A 14,860-nucleotide genomic window follows, 5' to 3' on the forward strand; every position below is an offset into this window, starting at 1 on the left:
GCAGGCGGCCTCCAGACGGCGGAGGGCGTTGAATCGGGACCGAGCATCGAGCGAAGGATAGACCGACTGTGCGCTTGGTACCATGATTTTTAAGTCAAAGCGCACACTGCGTCGAAAACGAATAATGACCGATAATCTTGCATTATCGGGCGTAAAAACGACGCGCCTCGGAACTTCAATTTTTCGGCGATAATGGGCGGAATGAGCGGATGGTCGGGCAGCGCGGCCGGACTAGGCAGCGGCAGGTGGCCGATTTCGGCAGCGCGTACCTCCGTGGCTACTCGTCCCTTAAAGCACAGTGCAATGGGCTACGACAGGGCCGGCGCATCGCTCGCGCAAAGGCCCAAGGAAGCCCGTAGGCGGCCATTAGGACTTTGCTAACCCTCGCCCTGGAATTCGGAGTAAAGCCGCCTCATTGGGCAACTGACGAGGTCGTTTTTTCGGCCCGCACGAACTACGCGCCGAACAGGCGGCGATCCCAGTAGACGGGCTCATGTAGACTCGCCTGGATCATCCGGAATTCGGGATGCGTCGGATTGATGAGGATGTTTCGGTCGAGGCGTGCGACGACGCTCGGGACAAGGAGGATGGCGCTGCGCTTATCCGCAAACCAGCGTTCCCCAAATGCCTTGCTTACTGTCGCAGGCATCTCGTCCCATCGGGGGAGCGCCGCCGACGAGAAGGTCTCGTAGCTCAGCCCCTTCGGAAAGGTGATCTGGACGAAGTGCTGGTTCGGCGGCAGACGCCCACTGCCATGCACCAACTTCTCGAGCAGTGCCGTCGAGAAATGCTCGCTGGTATAGATCAGCGGGCTCCCCGTCGTATTCCAGCGCCCAGGCGCAATGGTGGATCCGGTCGCATCGAAAATGGGGTAAGTGCCTGTCGGGTCTCCGATCCGAAAGCCCGACAGGGTGCGGTCGAGAATCTGCGCGGTCACGCAGCGGTGCCATATTTCAGGCGACCGAGAACGTCGAGGACGAGCTCGGAGCCGAACTCACTATGAATGACCACCTCGATCGGACGCCGATCTTCCAGCATCGGGTGCGGCCTGAATAGGAAGTCCCGTGCATCGTCCTCATTCTGCCAGACATCGAGCGCGAGGCCCCAGACGCGCGCGACCCGCGCCAGGCGAATCCCCTCGTCCGATGAGAGGCGATGCGCGCTTTTGCGCCGTTCGTAGGTGGCCTTTGGGATGAGCCTGTACTTGAACTGGGCATCGCTGGGCGCGATAAGCCGCGCCACACGCTCAAGCGAGCCAAACGGCAGACCATCTTCGATCCGGGAGATCAACCCGAAGGGGGAACGGGCCGCAGCCTCCTTAGCGGGAAGACCGAGCACGTCGGCAATATCTGCGAATGCTAGCATCATAGCCTCCATACCACTTGATACCGGATATAGTCTCAATTGAGGCCATCGACAAGGTTCGAGCCCGAACAGTCGCCAGCGCCGTCCTTCCCCCAAAGATACCGCGGCCGGGCGCTGCTAGACCGAGTAGAGATGCCCTTGTTGTGGTTGCCCGCGATCTGCGCGCACAGGGACAGGCTGTATCCCGAGAAGCTTACGTTAGACTTTCCCGACTCCGAAGGGTTGCCGCCACCAATGGCCTCGGCGCCAGTGCGGCGCAACTTCACGACCCGACGGGACGTTTTCGTCACTGGTCGTGAGAGATGAGGAGGCTGTCGCCTTCAAGAAGCTCAAAGTCCTCAGGGCGAAATAGCCGCTCGCATTCAGACGCAGTGCGCTTCTTCTCCAAGCGCGTGCTCGGGGCAGGCCATGGCCACCACGGGGCCGTCGAGTTCGCGGACGCAGGCTTCGCGATCGTGCGCGCGAGCGCGAGGTGCTGCCCCTCGCTATAGCCGTCGGGGATCTCGTGGGGATCGGTTGAGGCCTTCCACGGGCACTTTTCGCATTGCCGCAGCCGGCGGAGCTTCCGCGTCATGATGATAGGCGGTCCTTCGAATGGGCCCGAAACTACAGCAGAATCGGCGTGGATAGATCCTTGGGGATTCCGTTCCCACCGGTTGTCAGGCAAAAGGGGTGGCCGAGTGCTTCGCGCCGCGTGATCGCCGGATGGATGGCAACGAACTCACCGTGACAGCCCCCCTCCCCTGCCAGCAGCTCCGCGAGCGCGTTCTGCGCGGCATCGCTTTCGATCCGCTCTTCACGGTCCTCGCCGCGATATGGGCGAAACACAATCCGCGGCATGTCCACTCCTTGCTCGGGAATTTGCTGAGGCATTCTTCGTCACCTATCCCCGCCTCTTCGCCGAACGCCTATGCCCGTTGTTTTTCTCGCCTTCTGGTGCCGATCAGCGCCATGAGCATCGGTCCGACCGAGAATTCCCCGCTTTCTGCCCGCCGGGTGAGTGCGCGGAGATAACCGCCGGCACTGGAAACGCTCTCGCCCTTTTGCAAAATGCTGGCGATGACAATTGCGGCGTCGATCTCGCCCATCACGCTTTGAGCTTCGAGCCAGGCGCTCGGGCTGATCCCCAACATGGGCCTCACCAGTGTAGCGGCCGCCTGGAAGTCGCGCCAATTCGCGACGCCACCCTTGCTGTAGTCGATAATGTCGGGGCAAGCGTCGAGAACCATCCCAAGCGGGAACGCCCGATCCGGCATCCGCGCCGGTTCGGAAGAAATCCCATCCCCTGCCCCCCAGCTCTCTGGAGAGCGTGGTTCAAGATCAATGAAAGAGTCTGGATTTGAATTTTGTATGTGACGCTCAGTTTGAGACTCATTGGTGCTAAGATTTTGCGTTTTTACGTGATCTTCCAGTAGGTTGAGGATCTCGTCCGCAAGGAGGCCCAGCTCCACGGCAATCGGCTCGAGCACTTGGCGCGTTGCGGAGCGTGAAATCCGTCCGACGATGCTCTGATAAAGCTCATGGAGCTCGGCCCAATCCGCAGGGCCGGCACCTCGGCGCCGCGTTGGAACGCCCTCCTCCATCCCGGTTGCGATCATCTTGCAGATGTCTCGCCGACAGATCGTGATCCGCTCTCGCACGAGCTTCAGCGCTCGGTCCTCGGCACGGACCTCATCGGCCAGTCGCTCAAATTCCTCGACCCGCGTGACGAGTGGCGCCAGGTCGAAACCAAACGCGAGCTCGATGTCACCCGCGCGATCCTTCCGCGCATAGCGCTTACCATTCGGACTGTCGCGTCGGATGATGAGGCCAGCCTCAACGAGCGCGCCCAGATGCCGCCGTAGCGTCGCCGGCGCCATCCCGTGAGCCCGCAGGCAGAGCTGCTGGTTCGAAGGGAAGACGATGAGGCCCTCTCCCGTAAGGACGGACTCGGGGTGGAAAGTTAGGAGCGCATCCAGAACGGCCAGAGCGCGTTCAGAGACGCCTAGCAATTCCTTCGCGGTGCAGATGGCGCGAAAGGCCTCCCATTTATGAACCGCTTTCTCGGGCGGGCGTGCTTTTGCTTCGGCCTGGCTTGCCACAAGTGCAAGCGTCAGCGGCCGCCGCCCAAAGGGCGTCGTCGAGAGTCGAGTTTCCATGTCCCTTGCCCTATTCAGGCAAAAGAAAGCCGCTCGCCGAATGGCGCAAATCTCTCACGAGACTCTTGACGGTGATTCGAGGAAGTGCGATTCTCGGTTTGCTTAAGACAGAGAGCGCTCTCGGAACAGCCGTTTCGGGGGCGTTTTCTTTTGCGGTCAGTCTCCTTGATTGCGATCTTTCGTCTCCCTGAAGTCGCGATAGAGCTTCTCCAGGTTGCTCGAAATGAAATTGCCGAACTCGCCCGCATCCTTAGACTTGAGGGAGAGGCTGAACGTTCGGCCCGTGTTCTTGAAGTTCGCGGCGACACGATTGTCAGGGGGCGTCCATTGGCCTTCTGCGGCCCTCGCCTTTTTGGGCGCCCTGTGCGCCTTCTTGAGCCGATCGACGAGGAAGTTGAACCTGTCAGCGATCGGCGTCTGATCGAACTCGGCGGAATTAACGATAGCGATCGCTGTTTCACGCTTTGTCGGATGGGCGATCAGCTGCTTTAGGTCCTCCCAGCGCGGCCGACCGATGCCTCTGGCAGCCCCGAGCGCTTCGAGAACAACATGCGGAATCATCTCAATGAGCGTGAGCATCCTCGCGACAACGGTGTCATCAACGCTGACGGCAGCCATAATGATCGCCCTATCATGCCCAAGTTTGCGCAGGCTGTCTGCGAAGCGCGCCTTCTCGATGTAGGACAGGTTGGCCCGCCGCGCGTTCTCTTGGCCCTGAGCGACAATGTGCGCGACATCGTCCAAGGAACGGATGACGGCTCTGACGCGTTTTCCGAGTTCCTTCGCAACACGATGGCGGCGGTGGCCGAAGACGATCATGTGCCGGCCGGCAACCTCAGGATGGGGGCGCACCAGGATCGGCTGAAGCTGCCCCTGCTTCGCAATTCCCTCTTTGAGAAGAGCGAAAGCCTCCTCATCGTCGTGGACGCGATCTGCGACGAATGAACTGTCAACGAGATCGGGGTCCAGCTCAACGACGACTTCTCCGTCGGCGATGAGCCTCACCTTATCTGCCATCTCCTCGATTGACTGCTTCATGGCGCGAGACGCCCCGCGGTTCGCGTACAGTGCCCGCGCCTCCTGGATTGGAGACAGAGGCCCCGAAACGCCTTCGGCCGGGGCCTCGATCGCCCTCATTAGCAGACCTTTACGCGCCATTTTTGCCCGTAGCTCCGCGTAACGTGTTGAACTGTTGAAGCGATTTGACTTCCCGTACAGCTGTCAATTCGGTCGTCATTTCCGGCCCCAAGCGTCATGCATCAGGGAACGGATTTCTTCGTTCACCGCGTTTAATGACTCGATCGCTCGGTCGTAGGTTTGACGGGTAAACTGGGACCGATCGAGCTCGTACAGTGACTGGTTCGTGATGCCCGCGTCGGCGATGGCCGTCGACTTCAGCATCGGGTTTGACAGCATGAACTTCGGGAACATGGCCTGCATGAACCCAACCATCTGAGCCTGGGGCCCATCAGTCGGCTCGTACCTTGTCACGAGATAGCGGAACCATTTGAGCCTGACGTCGGCACCATGCCCCACGATGGAGCCCAGGATCCCGCCGAGCATCAAGAGGAACTGGCTCATCGACATCACGTCCAGCATCTGCGGGTGGATGGTGATGATCACAGACGTCGAGGCGGTGAGCGCCGTGAGCGTGAGATAGCCAAGCTGGGGCGGGCAATCGACAACGATAACGTCGTATCGATCATCTACCTCCTTCAGCACCGCGCTCAGCCGCAAGAAGAATTGCTTCCCCTCAATCGAGCGCTGCGCCGCCATCGGCGTATCGTACTCGTATTCCTGGAGTTCCAGGTTCGCGGGTACGATGTCGAGACCAGGGAAATTGGTGGGCCAGATCACGTCTGAGATCGGTACCCGATCGGCCGTGTACTTCAGACAGTCATAGAGTGAAGGATTCTTGTCGAGCTCCGGCTGAATGCCATGGAGTGCCGATAGAGATGCCTGCGGATCCAGATCGATTGCAAGAACCCGATGGCCGGTGAGGGCGAGGTATTGCGCGAGATGTGCGGCCGTTGTCGTCTTACCGCTGCCGCCTTTGAAGTTCACGACAGAGATCACCTGAAGTGGCTCGCCGGGTCGCCGGTGCGGCACATACTTCTTCACACCCGACCGTCCGTGGCGGTCTAGATACTGCCGAAGCTCAAGCATCTGTTCGGCAGTGTAGGTGCGTCGCCCTGAGGAGGTCGTGGTAGGCGTCGGCCCCTTACCTTCCAAGTGAAGTTTTTTGACGTTCGACGGGGTAACTCCGAGGAAATAGGCGACTTCACTAAGCGAGAACGACCGCAGTCCCTTCTTCGCGTTGGGTGGGTAATGCTGGATTCGCAGCAGGTTGAGCTTCTCCGAGATCAACTCCCCCTGCTGGAGGATGATCTCATGAAAAAGCTTGCCGGCATCATCGCTGATGTTCGCGAAGTTCATCCAGTGGCCGCCTATCGGAATAACGCTTTTCCGGTGCAGTGACGCTTTTCCGGAGCAACGGGAATTGCAAGCGTGAATTATGCCTGATTCGACCGAGGCGGCAACCGATTTTGAGTTAACGAGAAGTAAACGCAAAATTCCGCGGAACGCCCGGTTAAAGCATCGGGCTTAGAGAGGCGTAACATATTTATAAGTCGGGATAATTTGAGCTTCCGTACAGCTGTCAATCGAACTGCAGCATCGGCCGACAGCCACGTTCTTTGAAAAGCTTCGCAGTTCGAAGCTGTCTCGCATTCCGATTTGGAATCGTTTGCCGTTGATCGATTCTCAAAATGCGTTGGACCATGAAGGGAGGAACCGACGATTCTGCCGTGCCTGTCAATCAGCGGCGCGGGTCATGCTCAACCTTGTTGTCTTGGATAGAATTGACCCGACGCGCGATATGCATCGGTTTTATGTGCTCTCAATAGAGCCAACCTTGTGGGGCGAGCTCAGCCTCGTTCGCCACTGGGGCAGGATTGGTAGGCGAGGGCGCAGCCGCGTCGACCTGCATTGCGACCACGCTTCAGCCAGGGAAGCCCTGGAGATCTGGCTCGAGCGAAAGCGACGTCGAGGCTACGTCCCCCGTCAACCGACCAGTAAGTCTGGGCCGGAACAATGCTGATGTCCTCGATGCCGAAGACCTCCGGGGGCACGCTCGCGGTGATCCCCAACAAGATCAACCGCGTGAGGCGATTCCCCTTCGATCCGGTGGAGGGCGCGTAGCCAGCCAGGCTGGACGGTGTCGGCCAATGTGGATCGCCACGCGACCGCGCGATCAGGGCGGCCGAACGATGATCTGCGCCAGAATCCAGTTGACTGAGAGGGGCCCGTTACCGAAGTCCAGACCCTAGCTCCCTCACGCGTGATCCATAACCTTGGAGCCAGCATCGAAGCCCTTTTGGGGCGGAGGATCTTACTTGGCTCGGAGCCCTCGAACTGAGGGGAGGGCGACTGGGCGATCGTTTCCGACCGTCCGCCGATGCCACATATCTTCGGGCCTATGGCACTTCTTGGTATTGCGGTCCTCTGTCCGCCAAAGGCCATAGTTCAGAACAGACCAATCCAACGGGAGGATCCCCCTGAACCTCTCAGAACTCGGCGGATCGGTGGAGGTCATCTGAAAGCCTGCGTGGCGGCACCAGTTTGCTGTTGTTGAGGCCATGCCCAGCCCGTCACAGCTTGTCCACCGAACTTGGATTTCCGAAAGGATGGCCGTCATCAACGAGGTCGCGGACCCTAACTTCTAAAGCCTGAGAAATTTGCCAGAGGCTGGTCGCGGTCGGGTTTCGCTGGCCCATCTCTAGGGCGCTCACATGCGCTCTGTCGACGCCGAGACGCTGCGCGACTTGAGCTTGGGTGAGACCTTTGGTGAGCCTGGCAGCTCGCGCGTTTGCGGCGATCACCTGTCTAATATCCATTTCCGCATTTATCGGCGGCGAGCCTTTTATCGCGACGCGATATACCGCGTTGCGCTATATCGCACATTGAGGTTATGACCGCCGAACTGATCATGAGCGCGCAGGTGGTGCGAATTTTGATGGAACGCTTTCCTGCCCCAGCGCGCGGCTTTTCCAAACTCAGGCTTGAAATCGAGTGGGTGCTAATCGATAGCGACCGGGTCAAATATCTTCTCGTGGTAGACGTGTTCGGAAGTTTGACAAACCGCGATAGTTGGCAGGAAATTTTCGATGGCTGGTGCGCCGCCCAAGGCCACGCGCCGAAGTTCAAGCGCGGCAACAACCGAACGAATCGAACGGAAGCAAAGGTAACGCTTCACGGCTATCACCCGATCGTCGACTTTCTGGTGAGGTGGATAGGATTGGAAAATCTGCCGATGGGGCAGCCGGACCAGTTGAAAATAAGTCAGCTAGAGGCCGAGCTTGCACAACTTCGGAAGCAGAACGCAGAATTGATGCAGCTGCTCACACAGGCTCGGGATGTGCCACGTCAGAAATCTGGGAAATGACAGCCATGCAATCCGTCTAACGGATTTGTCGGCGCAGAACTAAAACGCAACTGCCGAAGGTTTTGACAGTTTGGCAGAAGCCACGTTCGTGAATGCTGCATAGGAGCGCGCTGGCTACGCCGGCCCCCAGCCTTCCGCGAGCTGATGCAGATCAAGGCGGATCAGCGCAAGGCACAGTCAGGTGGGCATACCTTGCACTGATGCAATGAGGAAGGTGGCAGAGACGAATGAGGCCCGGGTTTCCCGGGCCTTTTCTTTTGGCCGCAGCAGCAATTGAAATCGGCCAACCTGGCACCCCACCACGACAAGGCTTTGCCGCGTTGTGCGGCGCTCGTAAGAGCGGCGCGCGGGGTGCCTTGACGCTGACCAGGGAGGTCTCTTGGCCAAGGCCGAGAGCGCTGTGATCCGCACTGGGCAGCGGCATATCGGGATGCCACCTGACCTCCGCACACAGGCCGCCTTTTGGCAGCCTGTGCGACCCGATTTCGGGGCGCGCGGAGACAGCAGCACGATTTTTCCAAGGAGCCTCTGAGAGCCCTGGAAAAGGCGTCCGGCGGATAGCCGGAACGCAACCCAATCGAGCCTGAGATCGCGCTTTTCCCGAGGCCGGAAATTTTTTCCGGACCGGTGAAAACGCGACATCAGCGGTAGGTTTGATTGGGTCGGAAAACCGGGCCTGTCCCAGGTTTTTCCATCCTCCCCAAGTTGGGGAGGATTAGCCTCGCAGAGCCCAAAGCCGAAGGCAGTAAAGGATACGCGGCACGCGTAACGTTTACGGTATTGGGCCCATAGCTGTATTCGTCTGAAGTACAGTCTTTCAGCGCTGCCTGGAAAATAGCTACCCAATGTATTGAGGGTGAATGGGTAGCGGGGGTCGAAAAGGGGAGAAAAGTCAGCCCCGAATCGAGACCGAAGCAGCTCATGGAAATGAGCTACCCAACGAAGGCGGATTGGAGGGGTAGCGTTGTTGAATCGACGCTGAATCGATGGCTGGATTTAGAACTGAAAGTGAGCCCGGAGAAGTGCGACCCATTGTACTGTGGTTGGGTGGGTCGCCCCGGGCGAAAGCCCCTCGTCGTCGGGCATGAGTCCGTAGCGCTGAATCAGCGGTGAACCGCAGCGGAGCGTCGAACGGATTGATGCATGAGAGGGGCAGCCGTCAGGCGCTTCCGCCGGTATGAATCGGTGGTACCGGCGCCGCGTCAGCGCCCTCGTTGAATCGGAAAATCGAGGTGCCGTTAGGCATGAGAGACGACCGGGTCGGTCGGTTGCGGGGCGTTATGAATCAGGCGGCCCGGCTGCTCTGTAGCTCAATCCCGAGGATGCGCTTGCGCAAGGTCGGAGGAGGGGATTGGCCAATCGGCCATAGGAAAACCCCGCGCGGAATGAGCGGGGTTTGGCCTGAGGGGGTGTTGACGATCAGGCCTGCGCGATGCCGCTGTTGCGGCGATCTGCGCGGAGGGGACCGTAGTCGAATTTCGACCTGGGCCTCGCGCCATAAGCATCTTTCGACGTGCGGAAGCGGCTTTTGACGTGCGGTTTCGCAGCGCTGGCCTCTCCCGTTACTGCCACTCTGCCGTTGCCGATTTATCCGCTCCGCCGGGGATTATGCTCCCAGCGTTTTTGCCCTGATCACCCTAGCGGGTTTACTCGACGTCTATGCAGCGCGCGCCGTCCTCCAGGATGGGTCGGACGACCAAGAGAAAACCCCGCCCGGAGAGGGGAGGGGGTTTCTTGGCTGATCCGGCTTAGAGGTCGCCTTCGTATTTGGAGGCCTGATCGAGCGTCGCAGCAGCGCGACGGATCTCTCCCTGGGGATTCTGATAAATCTAGGTTTCGCCCAGATTTTTTCGTCGATCAGAACCGGGAGCTGCCGCGCGATCGGCGCGGCTGGCGAGCAGTGGTTATGGCTGTGGATCGGAACTGACAGCCTGATATCGGTCTGCAATGTCCGGATCGGCCATGGCGAGGGCCTGCTCCGATTTATCCGGATGCAGGAAGACCTTCATGTTTTCGACGTGGCCGAAGACAGCGATCAGGCTTGCGAGGGCCTCGTCGCCGCCGAGAATCTTGCCTGTCTTGGTGATCTTGCCTTGGGTGTCGCGGCTCTCCGAAATCATCTGCGCTGGCAACTCCGCGACCGTGATCACCGTCGGTACGCAACGTCACGATGCGCGCGCGCAAGAGCGCCGGCTCGTATAGCTGCCGGAACGCGGGAACCAAAACCCGTTCCTGTTGATCAAACTGGTCTAGCGGCGTAAATGGACGAGGCACAGAGACGCCCCAATGGCTCCGGAAATTGCATCCTTTAACTTCGATGAGCTCCAGCGCGCCAAGCAGCTCGCACGGGACGAGGATAATGCGCGCCAGGCTTCTAGCGCCATTGCCCGCGCTGAGCTTGAACGCTGTAACGGCATGTTCTCGGCGTTTGATCCGTCACGGATGCGCATCGGGCGGCGGCGGGTTCCCTTCCGCAAATCATGACATAAGACGCCGCAGCCCTCAGGCCTGCGGAAGTCATCTATCAGCGCCGCGCGCCCTCTCGCCCGCCGCTATCCCCGCTGATTCAGCGCTACGGATTTATGCCCGACAACGAGAAGCTTTCGCCCGGAGCGACACACGATCCCCGCGTACCGCGCGTCGCACTTTTCCGGGCTCTCCTTCAGCGGTGTCGGGCCGTTTCGATTCAGAGCTGATTCACCCGAGCGACACACCCTCTCCCCACCATCGTGTGTCGCTCTTTACCATCCTATTTTCGGCGCACTTTTAGGGCCCTTTTTCCTACCCTTCCGCACCATAGCGACACACGCTCCCCCACCTATCGTGTGTCGCGCTTTTCCAGGGCTTGCTGGAAGGCTATACCCTAGACGTAATCAGGTATGGGCCCAATACCGTAAAGCTGGAGCGGGGCTCCAGTCTTTACTGCCTTCAGCTGTGGGCTCTGCGAGGCTTATCCTTCCCAAATTGGTAAGGATGGAAAAACCTGGGACAAGCCCCGTTTTCCGACCCAATCGAGCCTGCCTGCTGCCACGCGAATTTACCGGTCCGGAAAAAGTTTCCGGCCTCGGCAAAACCGTGTTCTCAGGCTCGATTTGGTTGCGTTCCGGCTATACGCCAGACGCCTTTTTCAGGGCCCTGGAGGGCACCTTGGAAAAATCGGGATCTGTCTCCGCGCTCCCCGAAATCGGGTCGCACAGGCTGCTTACGGCGGCCTGTGTGAGGAGGCCAGGAAACATCCCGACATGACGCTGGTGCGGTCTGATCTCGTGCTCTCGGGCACAGCCGAGAGATCTCGCCGAACAGCGTCAAGGCAGCCCGCGCGCCGTCCTCACGGCCGACGCACAACGCGGCAAAGCCTTGTCGTGGCGGGGGCCAGGTTGGCCGCGTTCCATAGCTGCGGCGGCCAAAAAAAAGAGATCGGATCATTGGGGCACCGGCCTCTCCCCCGATCTGGGCGTGACGGGAGGATAGTATTCCGGGCAGGCTCCACCGTTCAACCGGTCAGGAGGCCACTGCCATGGAGCTGTTCGTCGGTCTTGATGTGTCTGGAGCCCGGCGCGCTGGACATCCTCAGCCGCCACGTGACGCGCGTGAGCGAGACCCATGGCTTCCGGACGGATGCCGCGCCCTCTCGGGCGATCAGCTCCGTCCTCAAGCCACGATCGACGGCTCAGCCCGCAAAGGCGACCAGCGACCTGATCGGCGTCGTTGTCGCCCGGGAGGACGTCGCCGACGCGCTGAACTCGATCCGCAGCGGCACGGCCGCGAAGACGCCCTACGCGCGGCTTCTGGTCACCTTCAAGGACGCCATCGTGCAGCGGGAGTGGACCCTCGTCGGAGGCACTGCAGTAAAGGGTGAAGTGCCAGGTGTCTGCTTCCCCGGAACATTGGCTAGGGCTGTGGATCGGTACTGGCCGCCTGATAGAGGTCTGCAATGTCAGGATCGGCCATGGCGAGGGCCTGCTCCGATTTATCCGGATGCAGGAAGATCTTCATGTTTTCGACGTGGCCGAAGATGGCGATCAGGTTTGCGAGCGCCTCGCCGCCGCTGAGGATTCCGCCTGTCTCGACGATCTTGCCTCGGGCGTCCCGGCTCCGCTCAGGCTGCACGATCGCGTCCTTGAATCTGATCAGCAGCCGCGCATTGGGCGTCTTCGTGGCTGTGCCGGTACGGATCGCGCTCAGCGCGTCGCCGACATCTGTCCGGGCGACGGTAACGCTCACCAAGTCGCCGGTCGCCTTGGCGGGCTGAGCCGTCGATCGCGGCTTGAGAACGGAACTGACCGCCGGAGTGGGCTCGGCGCACGTCAGAAAGCCATGACTCTCGCTGACGCGCATCACATTGCGGCTGAGGATCTCCCGGGCTCCGGGCTCCAACCGCAGCGCTGCCCTGGCGAGTTCCTCGCGCCAGTGGGGTCCGCGCTCCCAGGCCTCCATCCAGGCCTCTGCGATGTCGTGACCGCGACGCGCGACCTCATGAGCTTGGATCAGGTCTTCAGCTTGCCGCAGATCCTTGGCTGCATTCTTGCGGCCGCTTTCGTGCCTCATGCCGGAAACGATCATCTTATACACAGCGTAGCGCGCCGGCTGAGGGACTCGGACGGAGACGCCGGACTCGTGCAGGATGACGGCGCTGACCGGATCCTTGATCAGATAGTCGATGTGGCGCAGCGGAATTGCGCCGACACAGCCCAAGGAGGGCAGGGTGGTGACGCGATCGCCGACCTCGTCGGAAGCCCGATGGGAGGTGATGAAGTCGACACGGAAATTCTGAGCGTTGGCGTAGCTGGTGCAGTTCGTCCTGTCGCTGATGTGCGTGACAGGACGGAAGGTCTCGTCATAGCGCTGAAGCGCCTTGAGCAGATCGCCTGTCCTATCGTCGATGCTGATCGAGATCCCGTGATCCTGGGCCAAGTCGATGTCCTGCGTCATCCTCTGGGCGAGGGGGAGTTTCACGCCGATGAGAGAGCCATAGGTCTGGTAAGCCATGGAACCGACGACGAGGGCGCGCATGCGGAAGATGCCCTCTTCGGCCAGGACCTTGACGATGCCTCCTTCGAGCGGACCGGGCGCCGGATTGCGCATGGACTTCAGCTGGCTGACCATCCTCGATCGGTCGCGCGCATCAATCTTCAGGGTCTTGAAGGTCTCGATCCGCTTCTCCAGGTTTGGATCGCCGGCCGGACCCGCATATATGCGATAGCGCGCGCCGGGGCCTTCATAAGTGGCCTTCCGATAGCCCTGATAGTACCAGTATTCCTTCATCGCGCCCTCCCGGGTGGAACGCTTCTCCTTGGAGAACTGCCCGTTCAGGGGGAACTGATTATCGAACTCGGCGTCATAGGCACGCTCGGCGAGTTCGGCGAACAGGATGCCCTCCACCGTAGAGACCTTCTTCACGGCGGCCCTTTCCACTTGTTGTAATTTCCGCAATATGAACACAAGTCAAATTTGTGGTCAAAATCGGAGATTTATCACAAATCGGTATTGGCCTTGTGGCGAAAAGGGAAGCTGCACCGGCCCGGTTGCTAACGCCGGCTAAACCGGTTCTCTTAGGGCAGACCGTTCGATAAGGCAGGTGGCGCGCGCGCGTCGAATTCGTCTTCCGCGAGGTTGAGATCGCCATTTACCTTCGCGTCATAAACCCTTAGCGGGTGGTCAGCCGCCACATCCAACCCGGTGATGGCGCGCAGCCACCTGGGGGAAGACCTTCCTACCCACGATCCCAGTTCAGCCCCGCGATGCGCGGATCAGCGACAAAAGCCTCGCGTCCAAATTCGAGTGCTTGCCGTGGGAATTCGCATAGGGCACGGACGCCCGATGCGCTGAGACGTATACGCCAAGTTTGCCGTTCAACCGGCCCGTTCGTCGCAAATGCGCGACAGAACAGGATCGCGAGATTGCTGCCTTTAGCGGGGTCGCGAACCGACTGGTAGCGGATCACATCGGCATCCGCATTCCGAGCCGCCTCCGCGAACGCCTGACAGCCCTCATAAGCAATGAGGTCAGACCAAATGTCTGGGTCCTTGGAAAGCGGCTCCTGAGTAAGATCGAGGAGGGACGGTGTTCCGACAGAAGCCGAGAAAGCCGTGTACTCGGCGGCGTTGGACGGCCAGGCCGTCGCGGGAGATTCGGAGAAGAATAGCAGCCGGTAAAAGGCCATTTCAGCGATCGCCGTCGTCACGCGTTCGGCAGCATAGTAGACGCCGGCGGTCCGCCCGCCGCGCCGGAAGCGCGATCCGTGTGGATAGACCGCGCCGTATCGGAACGGCGTTGCGAGGAGGAAGTCGAGGTGACGGCAGTCCGCGGGAACTCGCGGCTTCGATTCCTCAACTAGGTTCTCCAGCAATGCCTGCTCGGCGAGGGTGTCGGTAAGTTTCAGCGATGAAATCCGGTGCTGGGCCTCGACGAGGCGCCAGCACGAGCCCTCGAAGGGCTGAAGCTCAGACGAGAGCGCGACGCGCGTCCAGGTAGGCGATGACATCGACGAGTCCACTCACAGTTTGCAGCTTCTCAATCGGCCGCGCACCGAGAGCGGTATTGGGATTAGCAAGCCAAATCGCTGCGACCTGATCGTCGCCTCCAACGATTGCGTCGAGAGAGCGGAAAAGCCGCACGAAAAGGATGGCGAGCTCGTACGGCTTGGTGCCGAGCTCCAGGCCGAAAGCACCACGCTTCATGCGCGATACAGTGCTTTCGCTAATGCCTATGATCGCGGCCAATGTTCGTGCCGTGACCTGAAGCTGATCAGCCGCGCGAATGGTGGCCTTCGTAATAACCGGACCGGCCTCGGGCCGGGAAGCGTGACCGGGTAGCATTGACATACTAGCTCCTTTCCCATGAAGGAATAGCACAGGAAAATTTCTCGTGAAAGATAGGCGCGCTTTTGGTTTCAGGCATCCCATGAGGGATG

Annotated in this window: 15 protein-coding genes; 3 read left to right on the forward strand and 12 right to left on the reverse strand. The window is 60.1% G+C overall.

Annotated features, from left to right (window positions below):
* Positions 1 to 454: 454 nt before the first annotated feature.
* The 7 genes from AC1DNE_RS26605 to repA form a co-directional block, all read right to left on the reverse strand.
* Complete coding sequence (locus AC1DNE_RS26605) at positions 455 to 937, reverse strand: RES family NAD+ phosphorylase (protein WP_476841277.1); 483 nt, start codon at positions 935 to 937, stop codon at positions 455 to 457.
* On the reverse strand, positions 934 to 1,365 hold the full coding sequence (locus AC1DNE_RS26610; protein ID WP_476767306.1) for an antitoxin Xre-like helix-turn-helix domain-containing protein: 432 nt from the start codon (positions 1,363 to 1,365) through the stop codon (positions 934 to 936). Before AC1DNE_RS26610 ends, AC1DNE_RS26605 begins: the two co-directional genes overlap by 4 nt.
* 198 nt (positions 1,366 to 1,563) lie before the next feature.
* Positions 1,564 to 1,878: an AcrVA2 family anti-CRISPR protein gene (locus tag AC1DNE_RS26615; RefSeq protein WP_476767307.1), complete on the reverse strand. Its 315-nt coding sequence runs from the start codon at positions 1,876 to 1,878 to the stop codon at positions 1,564 to 1,566.
* 93 nt (positions 1,879 to 1,971) lie between these two features.
* Positions 1,972 to 2,238: a hypothetical protein gene (locus AC1DNE_RS26620; protein ID WP_476767289.1), complete on the reverse strand. Its 267-nt coding sequence runs from the start codon at positions 2,236 to 2,238 to the stop codon at positions 1,972 to 1,974.
* 35 nt (positions 2,239 to 2,273) lie between these two features.
* Positions 2,274 to 3,503 (reverse strand): plasmid replication protein RepC, encoded by a 1,230-nt coding sequence (gene repC, locus AC1DNE_RS26625; RefSeq protein ID WP_476841278.1) that lies wholly within the window; start codon positions 3,501 to 3,503, stop codon positions 2,274 to 2,276.
* A 156-nt stretch (positions 3,504 to 3,659) separates the two neighbouring features.
* Entirely contained in the window at positions 3,660 to 4,661 is a 1,002-nt protein-coding gene (gene repB / locus AC1DNE_RS26630) for a plasmid partitioning protein RepB (protein ID WP_476767291.1), read from the reverse strand.
* A 75-nt stretch (positions 4,662 to 4,736) separates the two neighbouring features.
* Complete coding sequence (gene repA / locus AC1DNE_RS26635; protein ID WP_476841279.1) at positions 4,737 to 5,939, reverse strand: plasmid partitioning protein RepA; 1,203 nt, start codon at positions 5,937 to 5,939, stop codon at positions 4,737 to 4,739.
* A 397-nt stretch (positions 5,940 to 6,336) separates the two neighbouring features.
* On the opposite strand from repA, the gene AC1DNE_RS26640 reads away from it, so the two are divergent.
* Entirely contained in the window at positions 6,337 to 6,603 is a 267-nt protein-coding gene (locus tag AC1DNE_RS26640) for a WGR domain-containing protein (protein ID WP_476767293.1), read from the forward strand.
* A 550-nt stretch (positions 6,604 to 7,153) separates the two neighbouring features.
* Here AC1DNE_RS26640 and AC1DNE_RS26645 read toward each other — a convergent pair.
* A complete protein-coding gene (locus tag AC1DNE_RS26645) occupies positions 7,154 to 7,399 on the reverse strand; it encodes a helix-turn-helix domain-containing protein (protein ID WP_476767294.1) in 246 nt (81 codons plus the stop codon).
* Between the two features lie 74 nt (positions 7,400 to 7,473).
* Between AC1DNE_RS26645 and AC1DNE_RS26650 the strand changes: the two genes are divergently transcribed.
* On the forward strand, positions 7,474 to 7,947 hold the full coding sequence (locus tag AC1DNE_RS26650) for a hypothetical protein (RefSeq protein ID WP_476767295.1): 474 nt from the start codon (positions 7,474 to 7,476) through the stop codon (positions 7,945 to 7,947).
* Between the two features lie 1,904 nt (positions 7,948 to 9,851).
* Here AC1DNE_RS26650 and AC1DNE_RS26655 read toward each other — a convergent pair.
* Entirely contained in the window at positions 9,852 to 10,097 is a 246-nt protein-coding gene (locus AC1DNE_RS26655; RefSeq protein WP_476767296.1) for a hypothetical protein, read from the reverse strand.
* Positions 10,098 to 10,233: 136 nt separating this feature from the next.
* Between AC1DNE_RS26655 and AC1DNE_RS26660 the strand changes: the two genes are divergently transcribed.
* On the forward strand, positions 10,234 to 10,431 hold the full coding sequence (locus AC1DNE_RS26660) for a hypothetical protein (protein WP_476767297.1): 198 nt from the start codon (positions 10,234 to 10,236) through the stop codon (positions 10,429 to 10,431).
* Between the two features lie 1,407 nt (positions 10,432 to 11,838).
* On the opposite strand, the gene AC1DNE_RS26665 is transcribed toward AC1DNE_RS26660, so the two are convergent.
* From AC1DNE_RS26665 to AC1DNE_RS26675, 3 genes are all read right to left on the reverse strand, one after another.
* Complete coding sequence (locus AC1DNE_RS26665; RefSeq protein WP_476767298.1) at positions 11,839 to 13,329, reverse strand: GSU2403 family nucleotidyltransferase fold protein; 1,491 nt, start codon at positions 13,327 to 13,329, stop codon at positions 11,839 to 11,841.
* Positions 13,330 to 13,660: 331 nt separating this feature from the next.
* Entirely contained in the window at positions 13,661 to 14,431 is a 771-nt protein-coding gene (locus AC1DNE_RS26670) for an RES family NAD+ phosphorylase (RefSeq protein ID WP_476767299.1), read from the reverse strand.
* Complete coding sequence (locus AC1DNE_RS26675; RefSeq protein WP_476767300.1) at positions 14,391 to 14,771, reverse strand: antitoxin Xre/MbcA/ParS toxin-binding domain-containing protein; 381 nt, start codon at positions 14,769 to 14,771, stop codon at positions 14,391 to 14,393. Before AC1DNE_RS26675 ends, AC1DNE_RS26670 begins: the two co-directional genes overlap by 41 nt.
* Positions 14,772 to 14,860: the final 89 nt, after the last annotated feature.

It is taken from the genome of Allobosea sp. 05L423, assembly GCF_056397745.1.

Bases quoted from the DNA above. Each gene is read 5' to 3' on its own strand.
- AC1DNE_RS26610 (WP_476767306.1), bottom strand. From the start codon at position 1,365: ATGCTAGCATTCGCAGATATTGCCGACGTGCTCGGTCTTCCCGCTAAG.
- AC1DNE_RS26620 (WP_476767289.1), bottom strand. From the start codon at position 2,238: ATGCCTCAGCAAATTCCCGAGCAAGGAGTGGACATGCCGCGGATTGTG.
- repC (WP_476841278.1), bottom strand. From the start codon at position 3,503: ATGGAAACTCGACTCTCGACGACGCCCTTTGGGCGGCGGCCGCTGACG.
- repB (WP_476767291.1), bottom strand. From the start codon at position 4,661: ATGGCGCGTAAAGGTCTGCTAATGAGGGCGATCGAGGCCCCGGCCGAA.
- repA (WP_476841279.1), bottom strand. From the start codon at position 5,939: ATGAACTTCGCGAACATCAGCGATGATGCCGGCAAGCTTTTTCATGAG.
- AC1DNE_RS26640 (WP_476767293.1), top strand. From the start codon at position 6,337: ATGCTCAACCTTGTTGTCTTGGATAGAATTGACCCGACGCGCGATATG.
- AC1DNE_RS26645 (WP_476767294.1), bottom strand. From the start codon at position 7,399: ATGGATATTAGACAGGTGATCGCCGCAAACGCGCGAGCTGCCAGGCTC.
- AC1DNE_RS26650 (WP_476767295.1), top strand. From the start codon at position 7,474: ATGACCGCCGAACTGATCATGAGCGCGCAGGTGGTGCGAATTTTGATG.
- AC1DNE_RS26660 (WP_476767297.1), top strand. From the start codon at position 10,234: ATGGCTCCGGAAATTGCATCCTTTAACTTCGATGAGCTCCAGCGCGCC.
- AC1DNE_RS26670 (WP_476767299.1), bottom strand. From the start codon at position 14,431: ATGTCATCGCCTACCTGGACGCGCGTCGCGCTCTCGTCTGAGCTTCAG.
- AC1DNE_RS26675 (WP_476767300.1), bottom strand. From the start codon at position 14,771: ATGTCAATGCTACCCGGTCACGCTTCCCGGCCCGAGGCCGGTCCGGTT.